A 20790-nucleotide genomic window follows, 5' to 3' on the forward strand; every position below is an offset into this window, starting at 1 on the left:
CCGATGATCCACAGCATGACCGCTTTTGCCCGTCACGACATTCAGGCCGACTGGGGCAATGCCCAGTGGGAAATTCGCTCCGTTAATCAGCGCTATCTGGAAACCTTTTTCCGTTTGCCAGAGCAGTTCCGTAGCCTGGAAACCAAGTTGCGCGAAACCCTGCGCCAGCAGCTACAGCGCGGCAAAATCGAAGTCAGCCTGCGCTACAGCATCAACGAAGCTGTCACCGAGCTGCAGATCAACCAGCAGCTGGCCAGCCAGTTGATTAACCATGCCAATGCGCTGCAAAGCCAGGCCAACGGTGCTCAGCTCAATATTATGGACGTAATGCGCTGGCCAGGCGTGATGGATACCCCTCAGGCCGATTTGGATGCAGTGCAAAGCGACTTGCTCGAAGGCTTCCAACTGGCACTGACTGACTTTATCGCCAGTCGGGCGCGCGAAGGCAAAGCCATGGCCGAGCTGATTGAAAGCCGCTTAAGCCAAATCAGCGAACACGTTACCACTGTGCGCGCCCACCTGCCCGTTGCCATGCAGTGGCAGCGCGATCGCATCACCAACCGGTTAAAAGACATTCAAAGCGAGCTGGATCAAAGCCGGCTGGAGCAGGAAATGGCCTTTTTGGCACAAAAATCCGATGTAGCCGAAGAGCTGGATAGGCTGGAAGCCCATATCAAAGAAAGCCGCCATACCTTAAAAAAAGGCGGCGCCTGCGGCCGGCGCTTGGATTTTATGATGCAGGAATTCAACCGCGAGGCCAACACTCTGTCGTCCAAATCCATCAGCACCGAGATCACCAATGCTGCGGTGGAGCTTAAGGTGCTGATTGAACAGATGCGGGAGCAGATCCAGAATATTGAGTAACGTCTACCGGCATCCATAAAAGTACATTACAAAATAAATATCAATAACTTAAGTTAAATCGTAGTCCACACAAATCCACCTTCACCCACCGAAAGCCAAGCATGACTGGTGGGTAAAGTGGTGAGTATGCTAGACTATCTCAGATGCTTAGTGGTGGGTAAGATTACCTGCGTGTAACTGACTGATTTGAGAGGGACTATGGGTAGCCTGACTGCAAAGAAAGTTGAATCCTTAATCAAGGGTAAGCCTGGCCGGTACGCAGATGGAGAGGGCCTTTACCTATGCGTACCTAAATCAGGTAAATCGTTTTGGTTTCTGCGCTATACGGCCAGCAGCAAGCGTCGGGAAATGACATTAGGCCAATGTGCTCATATGTCACTGTCGGAAGCACGGGCCGAGGCCGTCACGCAAAAAAAACACCTGGTGGTAGAAAAGGTGGATCCGCTGTTTCTGAAACAACGCGCCAAGCAGCATAAACTGCAAACTGTCGACGACTTATTTGCAGACTGGCATAAAGGCAATATCAAACGCCTGAAACACCCAAATATTCCTGAGCGGGTGTACCTCAAAGACATAGCACCGCATATTGGCACTGCCGCTCCCAGCAAAGTGGTAGCGCGGGACATCCAGTACATCATTGAAACCATCACCAATTCAGGCCGGCCCACCATCGCCAATGATGCCCTGCTCTATTTAAAGCAACTGTTTAACCACGCCATAAAACTGGATGTGGTGGGTGCCAACCCAGCCAGCGCCTTTACGGTCAGCGATGCCGGCGGCGTAGAGCAAAGCAAGGATCGAGCGCTCAGCATGGCAGAACTAACACGGGTGTTTGAAGTTTTTCGGGAAAACAAGGATAGTTTTGCCAGAGAGAATTACCTGGCCTGTGCACTGCTGCTCACGCTGGGCGTGCGCAAAAGCGAACTAACAGAAGCCAGTTGGCAAGAGATCGATTTAGAGGCGGGAGTGTGGGAGTTACCAAAGGAGCGCAGCAAATCCGGTGTGGGCATCAGTATCCCACTGCCAGAGTTGTGCATCCATTGGTTTAAAGAATTGCAGATCAGGGCTGCAGGGGCGCCCTATGTGTTTCCCAACCGGCGCAGCAGCAAACGCCCGTTTATGGGACCAGATACCCTGAACCGGGCCATCACCAAGCTGTTTGGCCATGAAGCTGGCAAAAAGAAACAGCCACCCAACAAAATGGGTGATATCGCACACTTCACTGTGCACGATCTACGCCGCACCTGCCGCACCCTGCTGGCGCAATTGGGCGTGCCGGGTCATGTGGCTGAGCGCTGTTTAAACCATAAGCTTAGAGGCGTTGAAGGCATTTACAATCAGCATGATTATTTTGAGGAGCGGAAGGAGGCTTTGGAGAGATTGTCAGGGCATTTGGAAAGTTTAATTCAAAGCAATAGCGATTAATCTTGGATGAGTCGATTAGTTGTCTGCTGTATCGGTACCGAAGCTCTGAGCATTAGCTGGTTGTGTGCCAAAGATTGCAGCACAAAAAGCATTGTGACTCCTTGTGCTGCAGATGCGTACTTACCTTAGTTTAATCCTCATCATAATCATAACCTTGGTATTCATCGTTGTTGGGGTTTAGTTGATTCGCATGGTTGTCCAGACTATCCCAGTAGGCGTCATTATTTGGATTCATGCTGTCACTTCGATCATCATTTGGTGTTCTGCTCATAATGTCTTTTCCTCAAAGTTTAAATTTAACTGTTTTCACAAGTGCCATTAAAGTGCCTATTGTTCGGGTGCAATAGCTCGGCCCATCAACAGACCGCCGCTACATTTTCCAATGCCTGTACTACTTGCTGTAATTCTTCAGGCGTTGCACATCGAGTACCAAATTTTGCTCTCTCCTTTGACAGTCGCTCAAACTCGTCTGAGTTTTCGAGCAAATGCTCAGCTAACTCTAAAGGCGTGTTATTTCCGGCGTCACGCTGCCAAGCCATTTTAGGCGCGATCGAAATCAGCTGCCGCACAGCATCCTGGTTACCCATCCAGGTAGCGGTATGAAGCGGAGTTCGTCCATCAACAGCAACTAAATCCAAACGACATGGCAGCTCTAATAGGTAGTTCACACAATCAACACTGTTTGATTTAGTAGCTGAATGCAGAGCTGTCATACCTTTTATATCTTGCAAATCAGGGTTTGCACCGGCTTCAAGCATAATTTTGACTAATTCATCATCACCGGCCTGAGCCGCCAGCATTAAAGGTGTTTGGCCCTTAATATCAACGATATTCAGTTGTTTAGGGTGCTCTTTTGCAAGTTGGCCAATAAAGTTTCGCCACTTTTTGAGCAACAAGTTAAACCTGTTAACGTCGTCCTGTAACTCAAAAGGTGCCATTTGCTTAATAATTGGTAACCGATCAACAAAGCTACTTCTCATTTTAAACAGCAGCATTAAGACAGAGTTACCATCCACATCTGGTAAGTTTGAATTAAGCAGTTGCCGGTTAGATTTAATCCATTGTGCAAGCTCGTTTTCTGTACCTGCATCAAGCAATTTCAGTAGTTCTTTAAAAGCACGATCAAACTGCTTGCTGCTACCTCTCACAATAGCCGGTACGCCCGGATAAGGTTCATAGAGCGTGTCCCAAAAATACTCTGATACCCAACGAGCCGTTTCTTCAATAGAGGGCATTTCCTCACACTCATTCATCATTCCACCCGCAAGCATCTCACGATAGAACTTTTCATGATTGTTATGAATTAGCTTTTGATTGGCGACAGATAATGCAAAAGCATCTCTGGCAATCTCGCCACGCACAGGACCATAGTTGCGCTCATTTATCGCATCCAATGCTTCTCTGAAACATTTCCCTGCGTCTTCGAATTGGTTACAAGCCAGCAGATGCTTCGCCTTGTATTGTAAAATGGGCGATTTCCAGAGTTCATAACCTTGGCTTTCTTCTGCCTCAGCAAGAAGAATAGCCACTTTCGCTGGAGTATCTTTTGTTCTTTGCTTACGCTCGCCATTCAAATAGCCATTTAGCTCCAAAAGAATAGCTTGGACAGTGTCAGCAGGCGAAGCCGCCAACTCACGCAAACGATTTACAACAAGGCTTCTTGCATTGGTTGAAAGCTGAGGATGCGCAGCAACCTGACTCACCACCCAGTAACTCTGTTCATGCTGCAGCGCTCTCCAGGGGGAGGCAACTTGCATCTTAGATAGCAGCTGCTCAGCTCTTACTATTTCGGAACAAAACGACTCGGCTCTGTCAGCATTACGCCGAATAATTTTCGCTACTGACTCTGGATTCATGCCAATATGGTCTTCCAACGGCTCGCCAGGTGTCATGTTATAAAATCGACGCGTCAGCAGTTGTGCTAGCTCTTGGTTAGCCGTTGAATAGCGTGACGGGAGTATTGAAAGGAAAATACCAAACTTATCCCACTCCGGCAGCTGTTCTTCAAACCAATGGTTTTCTGCAACTTCACCTTGATCACCATAATTGCGCCAGGCAGCAATGGTGGTGTTATAGACAAACTTATAAATAGAGAATAGTTGCAACACTTTGTTTTGCTGCTCATCAACACACTGGCGATCAACATCAGGGCAAAGAAGTTTTAATAAACGGCAGTAGCCATCCTGCACGGTACGGGCAAGAAGAAAGCGCTGGCGAATGGTTTTCATTGAAGGTGCAGCATATCGTTGCGCTATGCACGCAACAAAAGTAGCTTGCTCATCCTCACCGACACTGCCGGCTAAAATGTCTTCTAGCCGCCCGGCTTGAGCCATCGGAATTTCCACACGCAGCTCGTCAACCGTAAGCATTTTACCTTTAACAAACTGTAATGCAGCTTCAAACTGCTCGGCAGGTGTTTGAGTATCGTTAAGTTGAAATGCACCCTTGAAACTGAGCTGTGCATCATCTGCAAAATACTTTTCGATAGAGTCAGGGCTGATGGGTGTGGCAACTCGCCAATTATACAAAGATCGCTTCAGCCCATCATGCTGGCCGGCTGTGGAATCGCTGCGCTGGTCCGAGAAGACCTCTAGCGGCATTCCGAGCAAGTCAAGCAACCAGTCAACCACTTGCGCAACTGGCATATATAACGTGGTATTACCGCTTTGCTCAATTATCTCAGGAAGATACCAGAATCGACCGCCCGGCATTCCTGCATCTAACGGTTGAGGTAGGTTCCAGAATGCGACACGACGTGCCAAGCCAGGCACGAGAAAATAGCCCAACATATCCCAGACAATTTGCCGCAGGTCCGCAGCAAACGTCCATGTACTGTTTTCAATATGCTTGTAGGCATTTGCGAACTCTTTAAGGTTGTGCATTGCATCGCGTTGCATCTGTGGATCCATGTCAAAGGCTCCAAAGATAGCCTCCAACGTTTCTTCGCCCATCAACCTATGCATATCCAGGCTTAGCTGGCCTTTGGCAAACTTATCTTTCTTATTTGTTGGGTAACCTTGAATCCCTGCGCTTTGGCGGATCTCAAGCAGAATAGATTCAATTAGCGGTAAACTACTCATGATAACTTCCTATCACTATCTGACTGCCGCCGATTCTGGCAGATCAGCTCCTTGTCCTCACTGAAACCTGATGTATCCCCCTCTTAATCATTCAGCTAACATCGCCTGCTCGAGTCACAATCTCAAATTCTTCTTTTTTACTAGACCGATTCAAAGCTATATAGACAGAATGTTCCACTACCTCAGGCTCCAATAGTGGATTTCTTAAAATAGTTAAGTTAAAAGTATCCGTTGATGTTTTGCAGATACGGTACAAGTAATATTTATCACCGTATTTCAAAGCAGCTTTTTTCTCGTTTCCACGTAGCTCAATCTCTGCTTGCTTATCTTTTCGACCTTTAACTTCAATAAATCGCTCGACTAGATTCCAATCCCTATTTTCATTCAACCTAAATTGCTCCCGCGCTTCTTCAGTGGCAAAGCTTAGGATATCGCAACCAAAAGCTTGGTCTCCTGTATATTGCCCGACCAAAAGCGGGAAACGCGGTGGCTCAAAACTTTCTTCAATTTCCAAAACTTTTCTTTCGCAAAGATCACCATCTACGGTGCTGTAACTGTGAGAGCCCCCACTACCAGAGCGGCTGACTTTTTTTATACTGAGTTTGCGACGGTTTGATACAGGCATTGGTTTGGTCGGCATTGGAATGATATCCAAATTACCGTCTTTCTCGGGTTCATCTTCCGGCTTAAAGCTGGACGTGCCTCCAGCCTCTAAACCAACAGGATTCAACGGTTCAGGAACTAACGGCGGCTTCAAGGTTAGCCCTCCGTCCAGTACAGTTGGCGCTTTTATAACTGGAACTGTATCTAAAATACCACCATGGATTAAATCAACACTTTCTTTAGTGGCAAGAGCTGCTAGCTGCTCAGCAGAAATATTCTCACCCAGCATTTTACCCAGTAGCTGCAGGCGTTCTTTTGCGCTGCAGCGAAATAAACGGGCAAAATCACTACCATTTGCTAAGCGATAAATAGATGCTAAAGCCACACCAATAACATCAGCTAATAAATCTGATTGATAGTGAATAACCTCATTAGGTGTTTTTATATAAAGTACATCAGCATCAATAGACCACTCCCACTCTTTAGGTTCGAATGAAAACTCAACATCTTGATATTTAATTTTTAATTCTAACTTAGAACAAAGATTGAGCTTAAGCTTATCGATTTCCTTCCTATATTGGATTTGACTAGATTGGTTCTCACGTAAGGCTTTGAAAAATGGCTTAGCCTGCTGAAAGTACAGATCGATGTCTATATCGGTTGCTGCTGGAACAAAACTAAGAATGGTCTGTTGAATCTCATTCCTATCAATAGATTTGATGCCTAATAAACGTTCGACCTTTGGGCTACCGGAGCGGTGAGATATTTCAGCAATAGCTAAGCGGTTCAATAACTCCTCAGGCAATCCCCCATCATCGATATAGCTCAGCTCGCGAATATTAAAATATTCATACTGCCCTTGTTTTTTCCCCCATATCTTTCCTGTTTCAAAAAACTGAGCTTTGTTACTTCCACCATCGCCGTATGCCGCATCCAAAGCGCCCAATAACCATCGATACAAGGTTTTGGCTGCGGGTAACTGTTGTTTGAGATTTGGAAGTTCAAGGAGCTTTGCATAAATCCCATCAAGGCTTAGCTCCGCAACGTTTGTTATGACACCGGCATGACGCCATGCACTAATAACTGCGGTGCGATCGATACCAAACTCTGCCATTACGGCATCTTGAGGTATTGCAGGTCTAGGAAAAATTGAATCGCTTAAGGCATCAGCTAAGATTGCTTGATTGGGACTGATAGCTTTATTGTCGCTACCAATCATCCAGTTCGTATTTTTAATCAGCCAGTGTATGTAACTGGGCACAGCTCCCCCATACTGGCGTAATTTGTGGGCTCCGCTCCGATAACACGTTAAGCTTGCGTTTGACGTTTTATCGTTTTGCCATAAACTGCTTCGCGGATCTTTTGATAGCCAGGCGATAACCGCTTGGTACTTATCAGCGACAAGAATATTATCTAATCCATCGAGAGAAACACATTCATTTAGCTTCAAATTGGCGGAATAAAGATCTTGTTTCGATGTGAAAATGTAATCGTCAAACTGCAGAGGGTATTTCAGCATATCAGCTAAAAATTGAAGAAAACGGTTATCCGCGTTAGTACGCTTAACCTCTCTTGGCCACTTGGCAACACCGAGCCAATTCATAAAACGACACCATTGCATTAGATCTTCAGGTTGAATTCCGAACGTCTCAGGGCTCGCGACAAACCTATCTTTTTTTGGCTCATATAACTGCTGAACGATTCTACCTTCGACTCCATATCCTTCGCCCATGTAGAGAATGTCAGCTTCGACCAATTGCCCGTTTTGACTTAGTAGTTTTAGACTGGTTTTCTGTGGGAAAGCCGGCTTATTTTCTTCATCCCCCTCTGTGAGATATAGCCGATAAATGGCATCCAACAGTTGTTGTTCAATCTTAGCTGCTTGCTCTGGTTCAAGTTCTTTACGATGATTTGCTTGCCGCCTTAAATCCTGAATAAGGCTCCCAAATGCATATTCCTGTAATCCAAATTGCTTTAATTCATTCCGAAAGCTCCTGACATCATTCAAGTGCAACGCAACCATCAGCTCATGTTGCAGTTCAACATCTAGAAACCACAGCTTGGTCCAACCTGGTAATAAGTTAGGCACGCCACCTTTTGGCGCAATATAAACATCAGCATTTCCGGAAATTCTTTCTCCGGCACTACTCAGTAAAAGTGATGACGGGTAACTTTTGCTGTTACCAGGAAGCTTCTTTAATCCGAGAATTAACTTCACCCTTTGCTCTAAATCTATTTCTGCAAGGCTATCGAGCGCTTCACATAGCGCTTCATGCGAAAGTTCTGATATGCCTAATTCTCTAAACCACTTAAACTCAGCATCATCGTTTGGCACGATATTTTTAAAACCCGAGACGGGTAACCAATCTGGGTTAGCGCCTTTCAGAGAAAAAACATCTGCAACTTTGGACACATTGCCTGCTATTGTTGGCACTATAGTTCGAGCTTTACATGCTTCGTTTAGCAACTTGGGGAAGTTGATTCTTTTGAGGCTTTCTGGGAATTCACCCAAAGGCATTGCTACACGAAAGCCAGCATTGGCGCCGAGCGGATATTTGGCAGCCCTTTTTTCAGCTACTTCCGCAAGAAAACTGGCTAGCTGAGTAAACACATATTCGTTGCTTTTCAGTTTGCTGATTTGGTTACGGCTTTGATCCAGTTCGAAAGTTGCATGACAAACAACGGGTAAAGGTAAATTGATTTCTGTAGGGAAATAAGTAAACAGTGGTGACGTTTTAAACTCGTTTTTATGCTCAACCTCCGGCACAGCGATGACTATCTCATACAGCAGGTCAGTCTTTGAATCGTCAAGATATGATTTGTCCACACTCCCCTGAGTTCGAAAAAGCTGCCAAATGCCGATTGGTTCACCATCTTGCATCACCAGTGAGGCATCATCGTCGCCCTCTTTCGACCAGACTGACGGACTTTTTTCCGGTAATGCAAACTGTACCTCATCAAGATAAGGAACAAACAACAGCATCTCTGGGCGTAGAGATTCTATTTGTTGCATGGCTTTACTAAATGACTCGGCATTTTCGAAGGGAATACCAATCACAGTGGTATAACCTTGGCTCTTCCAATACAGGCAACGGTCGAAAAGAAAACTAGTTATCTGGCTACCAGAGCCTGACATGGAAGGCGGAATAGGAAAACCCGGAAACGGAAGCTTTGGCAGGATAATATTGTTTTTGTTGTTGCCCCGCTCTCTTTGGACTAAATCAGCAAGCTCGGAAGACTCATCCATGAGATCCTGCAGTTTATTCGCGCTTACCTCATCACTGTAATAGATTGCTAACTCACCACTTAAAATAATCGGGTTCTTTGTCCAATTCAAAATAGAGCGAAAACCAAGTCCTTTGCAGCCGATGAATTGCTGCTGGTTTAACCGTTTCGGGCTCAAATGCGCATTTTGTAATGACTTAACACCACCAATAGAAAAGGCTTTGCCATTATTTGCTATTAACAAACCGACTTCAGTCAGCTCAATAACCACTTTACCGCTGACCTTTTCGGCTTTAGCCTGATCAGCAGCATTTTGCAGTAGTTCTAATATCTCGCGCCCTTCATAATCGCGGCTGGTTGCAAGTTCTCCACGATAATTGCTGATCAAATTTGACGGTTTTGCTAAATAAGATTTCTTCGTTTTTTGCTCTTCCGCCCTTAATACCTTAAACCACTGCTCGCTAGTAATTGGGATTATCGAATCGTCCATGTTCACACTTATTCCTGCTGGTTTTAAAGGGCATAATGGCGGCAAACGCCGCCATTACAGATCTCAATTATGCAAACTAATAGGAAAGATTTAAGCGCAGCTTAAACCTCGTCCTCCTCAACCAAGGCCTCTTCAACACTTTTAAACTCTTCAAGTGCAGCGGTAAGCAACTCAACAATCTCACTGGCAATAATGGCTGGTGGCTGCAGGTTGTCGCTGTCTTCCAATGACTCATCTTTTAGCCAGGAAATATCCAGGTTGGTTTTATCTCTGCTAATGATTTCATCGTAACTAAACTCGCGCCAGCGACCATCAGGGCTTGGGCCACCATCTTCTTCGCGCAGGTTCTCTTGCCAGTTTGACACACGCTTTTTTTTATCTTCGGCACAATATAACGCCACAAATTCATCAAAGTCAGCACGGGTTAATTTGTTCGCTTTTAGCGTTTTATGCACGTTAGTACGGTAGTCATAAACCCAGACGCTCTTGGTCCAGGGCTCTTTTGAAGCAGGCATAGCGTCAAAAAACAGTACATTTGCCTTTACCCCCTGAGCATAGAAAATACCGGTAGGTAAACGCAAAATAGTGTGTAAATTGAACTGGTTTAACAGTACTTTGCGGATGGTTTCCCCTGTACCACCTTCAAACAATACGTTATCAGGCAACACAACCGCCGCCTTGCCAGTGCCGACCCGCAACATATTGCCGATGTGCTGTACAAAGTTTAATTGCTTGTTCGAGGTATCCGCCCAGAAGTCAGAGCGCTCGTAAGTTAGTTTTTCTTTTTCTAACTTCCCTGATTTTTCGCTGATTACCGTAATAGAGCTTTTCTTGCCAAACGGCGGGTTGGCCAGAACCATATCGACTTTATTATCACCAACCTCTTTTGCTAGAGCGTCTGAAGTCGAAATTGGGCATTCATCGGTACCAATACCATGCAGGTACAGGTTCATTGCGCAAAGGCGCGCCACCGAATCAGAAATATCATTACCCCGAAAAGCTTCCTCTTTTAAAAAGCGCGCTTCTTTTTTTGATAACGGGCGGGCTGTGTTTTTTACAATATAGTCATGCGCAACGGTTAGAAAGCCACCAGTGCCACATGCAGGATCGGCAATGATCTGCATTGGCTGTGGCTGCATAACATCGACAATAGCTTCGATAATTGGGCGCGGCGTAAAATACTGGCCAGCACCTTTTTTCTCACTTTCAGCGCCTTTTTGCAACAAGCCTTCGTATATGGCGCCTTTTACATCAATACTAAGCGTTGACCATGATTCTTTATTGATCATGTCAATCAACCGCTCAAGCTTAGCGGGGTCTTGGATTTTATTTTGTGCTTTTCGGAAAATAGTACCAAGGGTGCCTTTTTGACCGCCCAGCATTTCAAGCGTTTTGCGGTATTCGGTTTCCAGCTCTGCGCCATCGAGCTTAATAAGCAGCTTCCAGCGCTCTGTAGCTAAGCTCTCTGCTTCTTGACCGCCAGTAGCACGCTCCGCAGCCATTTTAAGGAAAATAAGGTAAGTCAGCTGCTCGACATAATCACCATAACCTACGCCTTCATCACGAAGCACGTGGGCATAGTTCCAAACACGGTTTACAATTTCTGTTGTACTAATATTATTCATTTAGGGTCTCTAGTTTACTGCCTCAAGTAATCCTTTTTCTTTAATTACTTGAGTACAAGCTGCAGTGAACGGTTGATGTTCATTAATATAGCTAACCAATTCGTCAGATAACTGGTCACATAGTGTTTGATCTCTATTTGGTGAACTTTCGGCTGCAAGCAGCTTGTCGCACAGAACACCTACCTCATCCATCAAATCTTTCCGTTGGTAATTCCATGTTCCTTCATCCAGATGATAAAACGCTATTGATTGAACAGCTCTTTCGTTCTTCCACGGATCTTGCTGCACAGCATAAGTCGCAAGTGGCTTACCGTCGTTAGTATCAAAACAAATTAATTTACAATCACCAATAACTGTTGGATCGAGAAGAACAGGATTCTCATTCCGCTCACTCGCCTCGTCGACAGCTCTAACATCGCTGTCTTTAAGAGGAAAATATGCGCCTTTTCCGACAATTTGACCTGTCAGATAATCAGTGATTCGAACGTTGCATGTAGGGTGTGATAGACGGAAATTAGTCCAATCGAAAGCCCGCCACCAGTAACCCGAATGCAGAGCTCCGTTAAGACCGTGTGGTTTTTTCTTTGGCCTGTAGTGTTCCACGTGCCCTTGTTGAACCTGTAGCTCCGACTCAGAATACCAACATTTTAAGTTACCCAACTGCCATAAAGCTGGTTTTAGCGCTGACCAGCGAGTACCGTTGGCATCAATGAAATCGCTACGTTGATCAGGTGGTAATGCAGTAATTTGCGCTTTTGCCGAATCAATGTCTGTTAAATCGGCCAATCTACGCAGCTGACGTTTATCTATGTATCTCAAACGCCCTCCTTTTTTCTCGACAACCGTCTAGCGATATCAAAAGATATACGCTTTCTAACCTGCCAAGAAACATGGTCTGGAGTTGCATTTGCTATTGCCGGAAACTGTTTCTGAGCTTCAGTCATCGCGCGGATATATTCTAGATAAAGAGGATCACGTGCTGCGTGAGAAAAATCTAACTTCCCAAGAATTGTGTTTAATTGATCAAGTCGCTGTCTGTCTTCGTCGGTTTTATCTTCTTTCAAACCCAACTCACGTTTTTCATCGAGCAACTTCAAAGTATCTCTATCCAATGTCGAGCGTAACTTAAAGAAATCACTGGTCAGGATCGCCTGGAAGCCCATACCCTTTGGCGCTGTTGTTGGATGATAGCTATAAATTTGACCATCTGAGTTTTTGTCCACGATAACTACTTCGTGCTTGTCTAAACCTGCAAAAGTAAGTGGGCTGTGAGTGGTAATTAAAATTTGGCTATTTTTGGGGTCTACACCGTATTCTCTAAGATTCTTTAATAAATCTAAACACCAAGCAGGGTTTAGGTGTGTATCGGGTTCATCTAGCAGAAATAAGCTTTCATTTTGCTGGGTAAAGCGCATTAAGCCAATAATGGTCAAAAGCTGCTGTTCACCCTCGCTCATCTCTTTAAAAGTGATTGGGGTATCAACACCTGCTAACTTGACCCGAATTTTTAGACCTTCGCCATCAAGGCTGAGCAAGTCGCTAAAAATGGTACTTTCAAGGCGGGAGAAAAATACCTTTGCATCCAGACCATCAGCTAACGCCAAAACACTTTGCTCGCTGGGTAAAAAGCAGTAACGCGTTTCAACTATTTTAGTTTGTTTAAAGGATAATTCCTTGCGCTCACTTCCTCCCATCGGGAGCAAGGCCTCAGCAAATAGCTTGTCCAAAAAAGGATCAACGTTACCCTTTGCTCCCCAGAAACGGCGGTCTTCTTTCTGAGCTTTCAAAGCATTCTTTTTAGTCGAGGTGCTCCAATAAGGCTCTTGCAACTTGAATAGCACTGACGACAAATGCTCAATACCAAATTCATCCTTTAGAAACTTTTCAGCTTCAGCGTCTTTCTTAGCAAAAAATGACAGTAAGGAGAACTGACTGTGGTGTGGCTTCGCCAGAAACATCGTACGCAATGCTCCCTCGTCACCTACTCTCTGTGCATCATAGTAGCCACGCTCATGGTCTTCAAAAGCTTGGTTAAATCGTGCAGATATCCCCGAGTAATACCCGAATACGTAATCAGGTAATAAGCGCTTTTCAGTAAAGCATGTTTCGCCTTCACTATTTTTTATTGGTCGATTTCGTTGGTTGAACTCGCCCTCTTTTAACTCTACAAACAAAGATTCAATTTCTTCGGGAGATTTCCCTTCAATAACTCCAGCATCATCAATGATCCAGTACTTACGCCGATAACGCTGCACATTATCTTTACGAGAGCTTTTGCGATATGCCTTCTTCGACGACTCCCCCTTCGATACAATCTTCACATAGTGACTTCGGCATTTGTACTTGATGCTATATTCAAAATCAGATTCTTCAGCCAAATCGAGATCACGAAATATCCAGGCAATTGCTTCTAAAATATTTGACTTACCAACACCATTACGGCCAATGATGACCTGGCGCTCGGTGTTCAAAGAAAAATCGACTTCAAAATCCTGCAGATTTTTAAAGTTTTCTAAGCGCAACCAATCGATTTTCATGCCTAATCCTTAAGTTTTAACTGCAGACTAGCGTTTTTCTCATACGGCCAGCTCTTTAACTGCTCCTTTGCAGGCATAAATTTTTCAAGCTGTTCTGAAAGCGCAGCCAGTTCAATATAAAACTCCTCTATCTCTACAAGCGAAAACTCAGCTAACTGCATTAATTCTTCAGGAGATATGGGTTCTTTAACTGCCTTAAGTACAGACTCTAATGACTTTCGCCCAGTAGTCACTTTTTTCTCCTTTTTGGGTTTGCTTTTAGCTTTTTTCACTAGCTGCTGTTTTTCTACTTTTATTCTTTCCAAAAGCTCTGATGCAGTTTGTTGACTATCGTTTGGTACTAGTTCGCCAGCAAATGCTTTAGTCAGAATCGAACTTTTTAACTTACTAACCATATTGAGTTTTGAGGATATTTCAGCTTCTAGACGGTCTATGCTTACCTGCTTGCTATCGACAGCATTGAATATCTCACGTTGTTCTTCTATCGAAGGAATTGGGATACACACTTTTCTTATTATTCCTCCGTTTAAACCTGGACGAGTTTGACCTATAACCTGACCGAAAAACTGTTTCTTTGCATCAGCAGCGCCCCATAAGTACATATTCACGAAATCAGGTAAAGCTAATTTCTGGTCAATACTGATCCTATAAACATGTTTCGTAATTATTGCTGGCTCTATATCTGCTGGTACAACACAAGTACGCCCAACGGTAGCCATGACAGTAATCAAAACATCACCAGGCCTAGCCATATATTTCTTCAACTCTTCAAATTTCTCGTCACTAATTCTGTTATCGGAACCTTTAGAAAAGAAGCCTTCTCGGACATTATCAATACCGATAACAAGCTTGCCTTTGTCAGTAAACTCTGAGTGTTTTAAGTTACTGCCAAATGGTCCGCTTTGAATAGATCTCGGTATATCAGCTGCTAGTTGCTCTATAGTCATCCATGCCCAACCAATTGGTAGCTTCGTTAAGCCAGCCCACGATGGTTCAGTAGGCTCCCTATACTTTTCTTTCCATTTCTCGTCTTTTGGCAAGCTACCTTTTTTAGCAAAAGCTTTTAACTGTTCCCGCTCCCAGTTCTCGCGTCTTTCTGCAAGAATCCGGTCCAGCAATTTATCTGATGGCTCGAGCTTGTCAGTATTTAGTTCACGCCATTTTTCGGTTAGTTTGCCCGTTACAGCATCTTTTAATACGGACTGTCGGTATTGCTGTAACTTTGCTTTGGTTTGTTTTAAGCCTTCGACACCAGCATCAATATGAGAAAAAAGCTCTTCGATTTTAGAAACAATTAATTTTTGCTGTTCTAATGGAGCCAATGGAATCGAAACTTTCTTAACGAACTCTTTGCTAATACCACCTTGCGCGGCACCACGAAAATCTTTAAGGATTTCTTGTCGACCTACTGAAGACCAAAGAAAATAAAAAATATACTCTGCAGAAACATGCCGACTAACTTTACATCGAAATAGATGTTCATTTATGACGGCTTTCTTATAGGGAAATGAAGACCTTACTATTGACGTCTTTGCTGTTGTCGCACCATCTTTTACAATTAGTATGTCAAACGGTTGAATGTGTCCTTTATTCATCTCGTTTGCAAAATCAACTGGGACAAACTTGATATTATCAAATTTAAAGTCGCCATTATTTCCAAGGTGCTCCCCTCCCAAGCTTGGCACACCTGACTCATATCCAGACACTCCACCTCGAGGCCTTGCACCTGATTCAAGCTCAATAAGCACAGAATCTAATGTAGTGAAGCTCCATGACTCCGGAATTAATATTTCTGACAAATCAGTATCTCGTTTTATGCTATTAAATAACCATTCAGTTCATCAATCACGTTACTCAGATTTTCACCGAATAACTGCCTCGCCCTTAGGGCGCCACCTTGTTGATTAAACGGGGCGTAGTCAAAATCATCCATCATCATTTCTGCGTTCTGGGCAATTTGTTGCTTAATTAAGTTAAGCCATTCCAGCTGTGCTGGCGTAAATTTGGTACCCGAATGTTGTTGCTGCTGGGCCCAGGCATTAAACCTGCGCTCTACTACTTCAGGAAACGGCTCTAACACATCCTTTAGCCCCGTAGCGTAGGATATTAAGCTAACGATATTGGTTAACAGCGTTGCCGGTGGCAGGCCTTTTACCTTCGCCGTTTCCAACTGCTGATAAGCTTTCCACACTTCAATAGGGGCGATATTGTACGGTGGTGCCTGAATATTTTCAGCTAAAGCTTCGATTTGTTCGTAACTTAGATGCCGCTGTTGGTAGGGTTTGCTGTAAATTAACTCAATTGCGCTTAGTTCTGCTTTGTTATCGGCAATAAACTGCTTAAAACTTTTAATAATGTGCTGGGCCTTTTCAACGTCAAAACCGGCGTCTTGCAACTCGTCGGCTGAATCGTCTATAACTTGGTCGGTTTGGCGCCTTACTTTTTCAATAGTTTCCCGTACATCCGGGTTATGAAACGGCTTTACTGCAGCATCAGCAATCGGCTTGTACACTTCGTCACGTTGCTCTTGCGTTGGTGCATCGGTACCAAACTGAATTTTTGCCTGCTGCTCCAGGTATTCCTCGTTGGTTGAACGGATCAGCTCGCCTGCAACTAACGCCAGCGGTTTGCCGATTAGTTCACTTAACATAGCGCGCTGTTTTTCGTCTAAGGTGAGATCTAAACGAACCAGTCTATTGCCCAGGCTTTGCAATGTATCCGCCGAACGATCGCCCCTGGCTATTTGCTCCATCAGTTTTTCGGTTGAGACCGATGGTTTCTTTTCCATCGCTTTGCTTTCTGTTTTGTCACTTTCGGTTACGCCAACGGCATCCACCAATACAAACCGTGTTTTGGCTTTGGCATCAGGCGTCACCTGGTGTAACGAGTCGATGTCGATCACCCGGGTGCCCCGGCCTTTCATTTGCTCGTAGTAGGCCTGACTGCGCACATCGCGCATAAAAATGAGACACTCAAGCGGTTTAATATCGGTGCCGGTCGCGATCATATCTACCGTAACGGCAACGCGCAGCCTGGGGCTGGTACGAAACTCTGCTATGGTGTCTTCTGCCGCTTTTTTCCCCACGCGATAGGTGATTTTTTTGCAGAAGCTGTTGCCCTCGTTAAATACCTCGCGCACTTTATCGACGATACGATCAGCATGATCATCATCTTTAGCAAAGATCAGGGTTTTGGGTACCCAAGAGCGTTCGGAGAAACACTCCGGCAAGCAGCGTTCCTTAAAGGCCGTTAATACGGTTCGGATTTGGTTAGGGGCAATCACGCTGCGGTCTAACTGGGTTTTGCTATAGGCCTGATCTTGGTCCAGCACTTCCTGGCGTTGTTTTTTAGTCAAGCGATCACGAACCTGAACGGCTGTGCCTGCCTCGATTAAATCACCTTGTTCTGTTTTTTTCGTTTTAATACGATAGATGTCGTAACCCACATTTACTTTATCGATAACAGCTTTTTCATGGGTGTATTCAGCCACCAGGTTCTGGTTAAAAAAACCAATGGTCTTTTTGGTTGGTGTAGCAGTAAGGCCAATGATAAAAGCATCGAAGTACTCGATGACCTGCCGCCATAAGTTGTAAATTGACCGGTGACACTCGTCGATTATGACTAAATCAAAAGCTTCAATAGGGATTTCAGAGTTGTAGCTTACAGCCCGTGGTGTATTCGAAAGTGTTTCTTCTTCGATCTCGTAGCCGGAACGTTCATCAGCATCATCATCCAGCTCTACGCCGCTTAACTGAGAATATAAACGCTGAATAGTCGATATCGTGACTTTCGTGGTGTCGGCCACGCCGGTGGTACCAAGAATATTCACGTTGTAATGCGATGTGAATTTTCGGCCATCAACAGGGGTATCGTACTGTTCAAATTCCTTTTTGGCCTGACGGCCTAAATTGCCCCGATCGACTAAAAACAACACCCGCTTTGTTTTGGCATAATGGGCAAGGCGGAAGATTTGGGTAACGGCAGTAAAGGTTTTACCTGAACCTGTAGCCATTTGCAGTAAGGCACGAGGTTCATTTAGCTTTAACGACTTTTCGATGCCGGAAATGGCTTCAATCTGGCAGTCGCGCAGGCCATTCGTATTAAGCTCAGGTAGATCATGGAATCGGGCGCGAAGTGTTTTTTCTTCCTCCAGCCACTTCTTTAAAGTTTCGGGTTTATGAAAATGAAACACGGCGCGGCTTCGCGCTTTAGGGTCGCGGTAGTCGCAAAAACGAATTTCTGCGCTGGTGGCTTCATAAGTAAACGGAAGCTCATCCATCCAACGCTGAGTAAATGCGGATTTGGAAACGCTATAACGCCCGCTTTGTTCGGCGACACCGCCCAGCGAAACGCCATCTTTCTTGGCTTCGATCACGCCACAGGCTTTGCCTGCGATAAACAGCATGTAATCAACTGGCCCGGTTGTAGTATCCATTTCCCGAATGGCAACGCCGTGCACGCCCTCTTTGGCGGCGAAAAGATTCATGCGCTTTTTGTCTTGAACTAGCCAGCCTGCATCAGTTAATTTTTTATCGATCGTAACGCGAGCTAAATCTTCGGGTTTTAACGAGCTATTCATACCTAACCTTTACAAGCAAGTTATTTGTCATTGTAGGCCATCAGTCAATTAAGCAACGAACGACGTTCAATGCGTAAAGCAAAACGAATCAAGCGAGCATTTCGGCACTTGTCCGAGAAAAGAGCCCTGTTGGCAGCAACAGGGCCTTTTCGACATACTGCGCTCAAACTCAATATACTTGTAAGAGAGATATTTTAAAACCTTCGCTAAACCCTAAACAGGCACATCAGCTTTTAATGAATGAGTTCGCCTTTATCTATACGGTCTTATCATGTTCAATTAGCTTCTTATGATGTCCTATGTTAGCTCTAACCTTCCAATCTCCTCCCGCAGATACTTGAATGGGTACGGCAATACCGAATATTGTTTATGCCGGATATGTGATGGAGTTAGCAGTTCGTAAAACTTTGTCGGAACATCCGCTACATTGCCACACAGCCGGTATAAACGGCTGAAGTTGCCATAACTGGCTTTAACCGACTGCACATTAGCAGAAAAGTACATGCGATGTTCAGCGAATACCCTAAGGCCATGGTGCGCTTGCAAAAAGCCGTCCTGGCGTTTTTTGACAGATTGCCACAGTGTAATACCATAGTTCTGTAACCATTGATTTAGTTGCTCTTTTGCCTCGCTGCGCTTTAAGCTTTTATCCTCTTTAAGCACCATCTTTGCATCGGCAACCTTAATAGCACCGACTTCTGTATTTGTAGCAAGGTAATGCAGTAATAGCATACCTGCCGCATTGCCCGGGAATTGCAGACAAAACTGCTCTATTAGCGCTTTGGGTATCGCCTTACCATTACTCTGCTCTACGCTAACCAAGATCGGCAGAATCGCATTGATATCGGCTAAAGGAACAGCAGGTGTATCTGTGATAAACAGATACTCCTGCTGTTCTGGCCAATACATAAGCGGCTTTAGCTGCCAATTACTACCATTAAACATCTTGCTATGATGCGGATTAATTAATTGATTTAAAGCACCTGCTTCAACATCTGACAGCCTGCCAAAATGTAGTCTGGCATTATCGATTTGTAACGTGTAATACCTAATTTCTGCAACGCTAACACGCTGGGCAATAATGTATGTTGCGCCTAAGGCGTCAGGCATGTTGTCGATTAAAATCTGTTTTGTACTTAGCTCTAACTTTACGAACAGCTCTTTTAACAGCACTTCGTAAACATGTGAAGATAGATGCCCCTTGGCATCTATCAGGTTTTCAATTGTGCAGTTTTGAATGATAACGCCTGGGTTAGCTTGCTTAACTTGCAAATAGGGGTCTTGCCCTCTGGCATACGTATCTTTGTGGTGAGTTATCAATAAATTCAGATTATCCTGCTCGGGCTCGGCCGCACAACTTACGGAGTAACCATCAGTAATTAACTGATGCAACAAACGCTGTTCGGCCTGCTCATCGTTGGTAGTGTTTATCAAGAAAATAGGGTGTTGTAACAATCGCCCGGTTATCACTGCATAGTGTTTTTTTATCTCATTTCCCTTGGGTAACAATTCCAGATGCGACGGAAAAGATTTCAGCGCTACGCAGAACGTATCACCGTATACAGTTTTGATATCGTCAAGACACTGGCTGATAACCCCGGTTTTTGTACGCTCAAATAGCTCTAAATCCAACTCTTTTAACTCAATAGCCGCTACCCTGTTTTTAAATTTACTGGCTGCTACTTTAATGTATTCCCCTTTGACACTTTTACTAACCATCGCGGAATTTAAGTCAAGCGCGTATCTCGGTTCCATTGCATATTCGGCGTATAGCTTACCCGAAGCGTCTTGTAATTCCTCAACAGGAGTAAAAGTGACTACCTTTGCTATCAGGCAACGTGGTACTTCTCCACTATCCGTTCTTCCTGACCAATCGGCGTCAATATCGATCTCGACTGCGATGAGTTTTTTATTAGTAATTTTAGCTTTTCGGGATTTCTTGAAATTTACCAGGTAATAAAGTCCGTTCTGTTCAAACCGGCCAAGTGCGGCATTTGCCTGAGTTGATTTACGCGCCAAGGCCCGGAGTAATAACTTGTCCAAAATGTACGTCGGCGTATATTCAAAACGCACTCTTTTAACACTTACTCTTGGATCATCAAAACTGAAATTATGCTGTAGTGGCAAGAGCACGTAATATCGCTTGCTGTAGTAGTCATCGACCATTGATAAAACGCAGCCGGTTTTATACAACAAGCTTGGGATTGTCCGTTTAATCTCAGCTTTTTCTTGTTTGTCTGCAGCATGCTGATAACTGATAGAGTAAATGTCGTACTGCTTCGCCAACGCCGGCATATCAAACTGAGTTGCCGCAATATAAGTTGTGAGCACCGGAATGCCTGAAGGGGTTATTTTCGCCATT

Annotated in this window: 11 protein-coding genes; 2 read left to right on the forward strand and 9 right to left on the reverse strand. The window is 44.6% G+C overall.

Annotation, left to right across the window (positions count from 1 at the left end; all coding sequences use genetic code 11):
* Nucleotides 1-3: 3 nt before the first annotated feature.
* On the forward strand, nucleotides 4-864 hold the full coding sequence (locus BLW37_RS03315; protein WP_091339361.1) for a YicC/YloC family endoribonuclease: 861 nt from the start codon (nucleotides 4-6) through the stop codon (nucleotides 862-864).
* 198 nt (nucleotides 865-1062) lie between these two features.
* Nucleotides 1063-2289: a tyrosine-type recombinase/integrase gene (locus BLW37_RS03320; RefSeq protein WP_091339363.1), complete on the forward strand. Its 1227-nt coding sequence runs from the start codon at nucleotides 1063-1065 to the stop codon at nucleotides 2287-2289.
* Between the two features lie 130 nt (nucleotides 2290-2419).
* On the opposite strand, the gene BLW37_RS18695 is transcribed toward BLW37_RS03320, so the two are convergent.
* From BLW37_RS18695 to BLW37_RS03360, 9 genes are all read right to left on the reverse strand, one after another.
* Nucleotides 2420-2560 (reverse strand): hypothetical protein, encoded by a 141-nt coding sequence (locus tag BLW37_RS18695; RefSeq protein ID WP_171907526.1) that lies wholly within the window; start codon nucleotides 2558-2560, stop codon nucleotides 2420-2422.
* Between the two features lie 85 nt (nucleotides 2561-2645).
* Nucleotides 2646-5369, reverse strand: a complete 2724-nt coding sequence (locus BLW37_RS03325) for an ankyrin repeat domain-containing protein (protein WP_091339365.1) — start codon at nucleotides 5367-5369, stop codon at nucleotides 2646-2648.
* Nucleotides 5370-5460: 91 nt separating this feature from the next.
* Nucleotides 5461-9687, reverse strand: coding sequence for a protein NO VEIN domain-containing protein (locus BLW37_RS03330; RefSeq protein WP_091339367.1), 4227 nt, complete (start codon nucleotides 9685-9687; stop codon nucleotides 5461-5463).
* Nucleotides 9688-9788: 101 nt separating this feature from the next.
* Complete coding sequence (locus BLW37_RS03335; RefSeq protein WP_091339370.1) at nucleotides 9789-11312, reverse strand: class I SAM-dependent DNA methyltransferase; 1524 nt, start codon at nucleotides 11310-11312, stop codon at nucleotides 9789-9791.
* A 9-nt stretch (nucleotides 11313-11321) separates the two neighbouring features.
* Nucleotides 11322-12131, reverse strand: a complete 810-nt coding sequence (locus BLW37_RS03340) for a hypothetical protein (RefSeq protein ID WP_091339371.1) — start codon at nucleotides 12129-12131, stop codon at nucleotides 11322-11324.
* Nucleotides 12128-13849 carry an AAA family ATPase gene (locus tag BLW37_RS03345; protein ID WP_091339374.1) on the reverse strand — a complete coding sequence of 574 codons (1722 nt, stop codon included), beginning with the start codon at nucleotides 13847-13849 and terminating at the stop codon, nucleotides 12128-12130. The genes BLW37_RS03340 and BLW37_RS03345 overlap by 4 nt, the downstream gene beginning before the upstream one ends.
* A 2-nt stretch (nucleotides 13850-13851) precedes the next feature.
* Complete coding sequence (locus BLW37_RS03350) at nucleotides 13852-15648, reverse strand: restriction endonuclease subunit S (RefSeq protein WP_091339376.1); 1797 nt, start codon at nucleotides 15646-15648, stop codon at nucleotides 13852-13854.
* A 14-nt stretch (nucleotides 15649-15662) separates the two neighbouring features.
* A complete protein-coding gene (locus tag BLW37_RS03355; RefSeq protein WP_091339380.1) occupies nucleotides 15663-18428 on the reverse strand; it encodes a type I restriction endonuclease subunit R in 2766 nt (921 codons plus the stop codon).
* 297 nt (nucleotides 18429-18725) lie between these two features.
* Nucleotides 18726-20789 (reverse strand): hypothetical protein, encoded by a 2064-nt coding sequence (locus BLW37_RS03360; RefSeq protein ID WP_091339383.1) that lies wholly within the window; start codon nucleotides 20787-20789, stop codon nucleotides 18726-18728.
* Nucleotide 20790: the final 1 nt, after the last annotated feature.

Origin of the sequence: Alkalimonas amylolytica, from assembly GCF_900107845.1 — a bacterium.
In the GTDB taxonomy this organism is placed as follows: Bacteria; Pseudomonadota; Gammaproteobacteria; order Enterobacterales; family Alteromonadaceae; genus Alkalimonas; species Alkalimonas amylolytica.

What these genes read in the sequence shown, in the direction of transcription:
- BLW37_RS03315 (WP_091339361.1), top strand. Translation starts at nt 4, where the DNA reads ATGATCCACAGCATGACCGCTTTTGCCCGTCACGACATTCAGGCCGAC.
- BLW37_RS03320 (WP_091339363.1), top strand. Translation starts at nt 1,063, where the DNA reads ATGGGTAGCCTGACTGCAAAGAAAGTTGAATCCTTAATCAAGGGTAAG.
- BLW37_RS18695 (WP_171907526.1), bottom strand. Translation starts at nt 2,560, where the DNA reads ATGAGCAGAACACCAAATGATGATCGAAGTGACAGCATGAATCCAAAT.
- BLW37_RS03325 (WP_091339365.1), bottom strand. Translation starts at nt 5,369, where the DNA reads ATGAGTAGTTTACCGCTAATTGAATCTATTCTGCTTGAGATCCGCCAA.
- BLW37_RS03330 (WP_091339367.1), bottom strand. Translation starts at nt 9,687, where the DNA reads ATGGACGATTCGATAATCCCAATTACTAGCGAGCAGTGGTTTAAGGTA.
- BLW37_RS03335 (WP_091339370.1), bottom strand. Translation starts at nt 11,312, where the DNA reads ATGAATAATATTAGTACAACAGAAATTGTAAACCGTGTTTGGAACTAT.
- BLW37_RS03345 (WP_091339374.1), bottom strand. Translation starts at nt 13,849, where the DNA reads ATGAAAATCGATTGGTTGCGCTTAGAAAACTTTAAAAATCTGCAGGAT.
- BLW37_RS03355 (WP_091339380.1), bottom strand. Translation starts at nt 18,428, where the DNA reads ATGAATAGCTCGTTAAAACCCGAAGATTTAGCTCGCGTTACGATCGAT.
- BLW37_RS03360 (WP_091339383.1), bottom strand. Translation starts at nt 20,789, where the DNA reads ATGGCGAAAATAACCCCTTCAGGCATTCCGGTGCTCACAACTTATATT.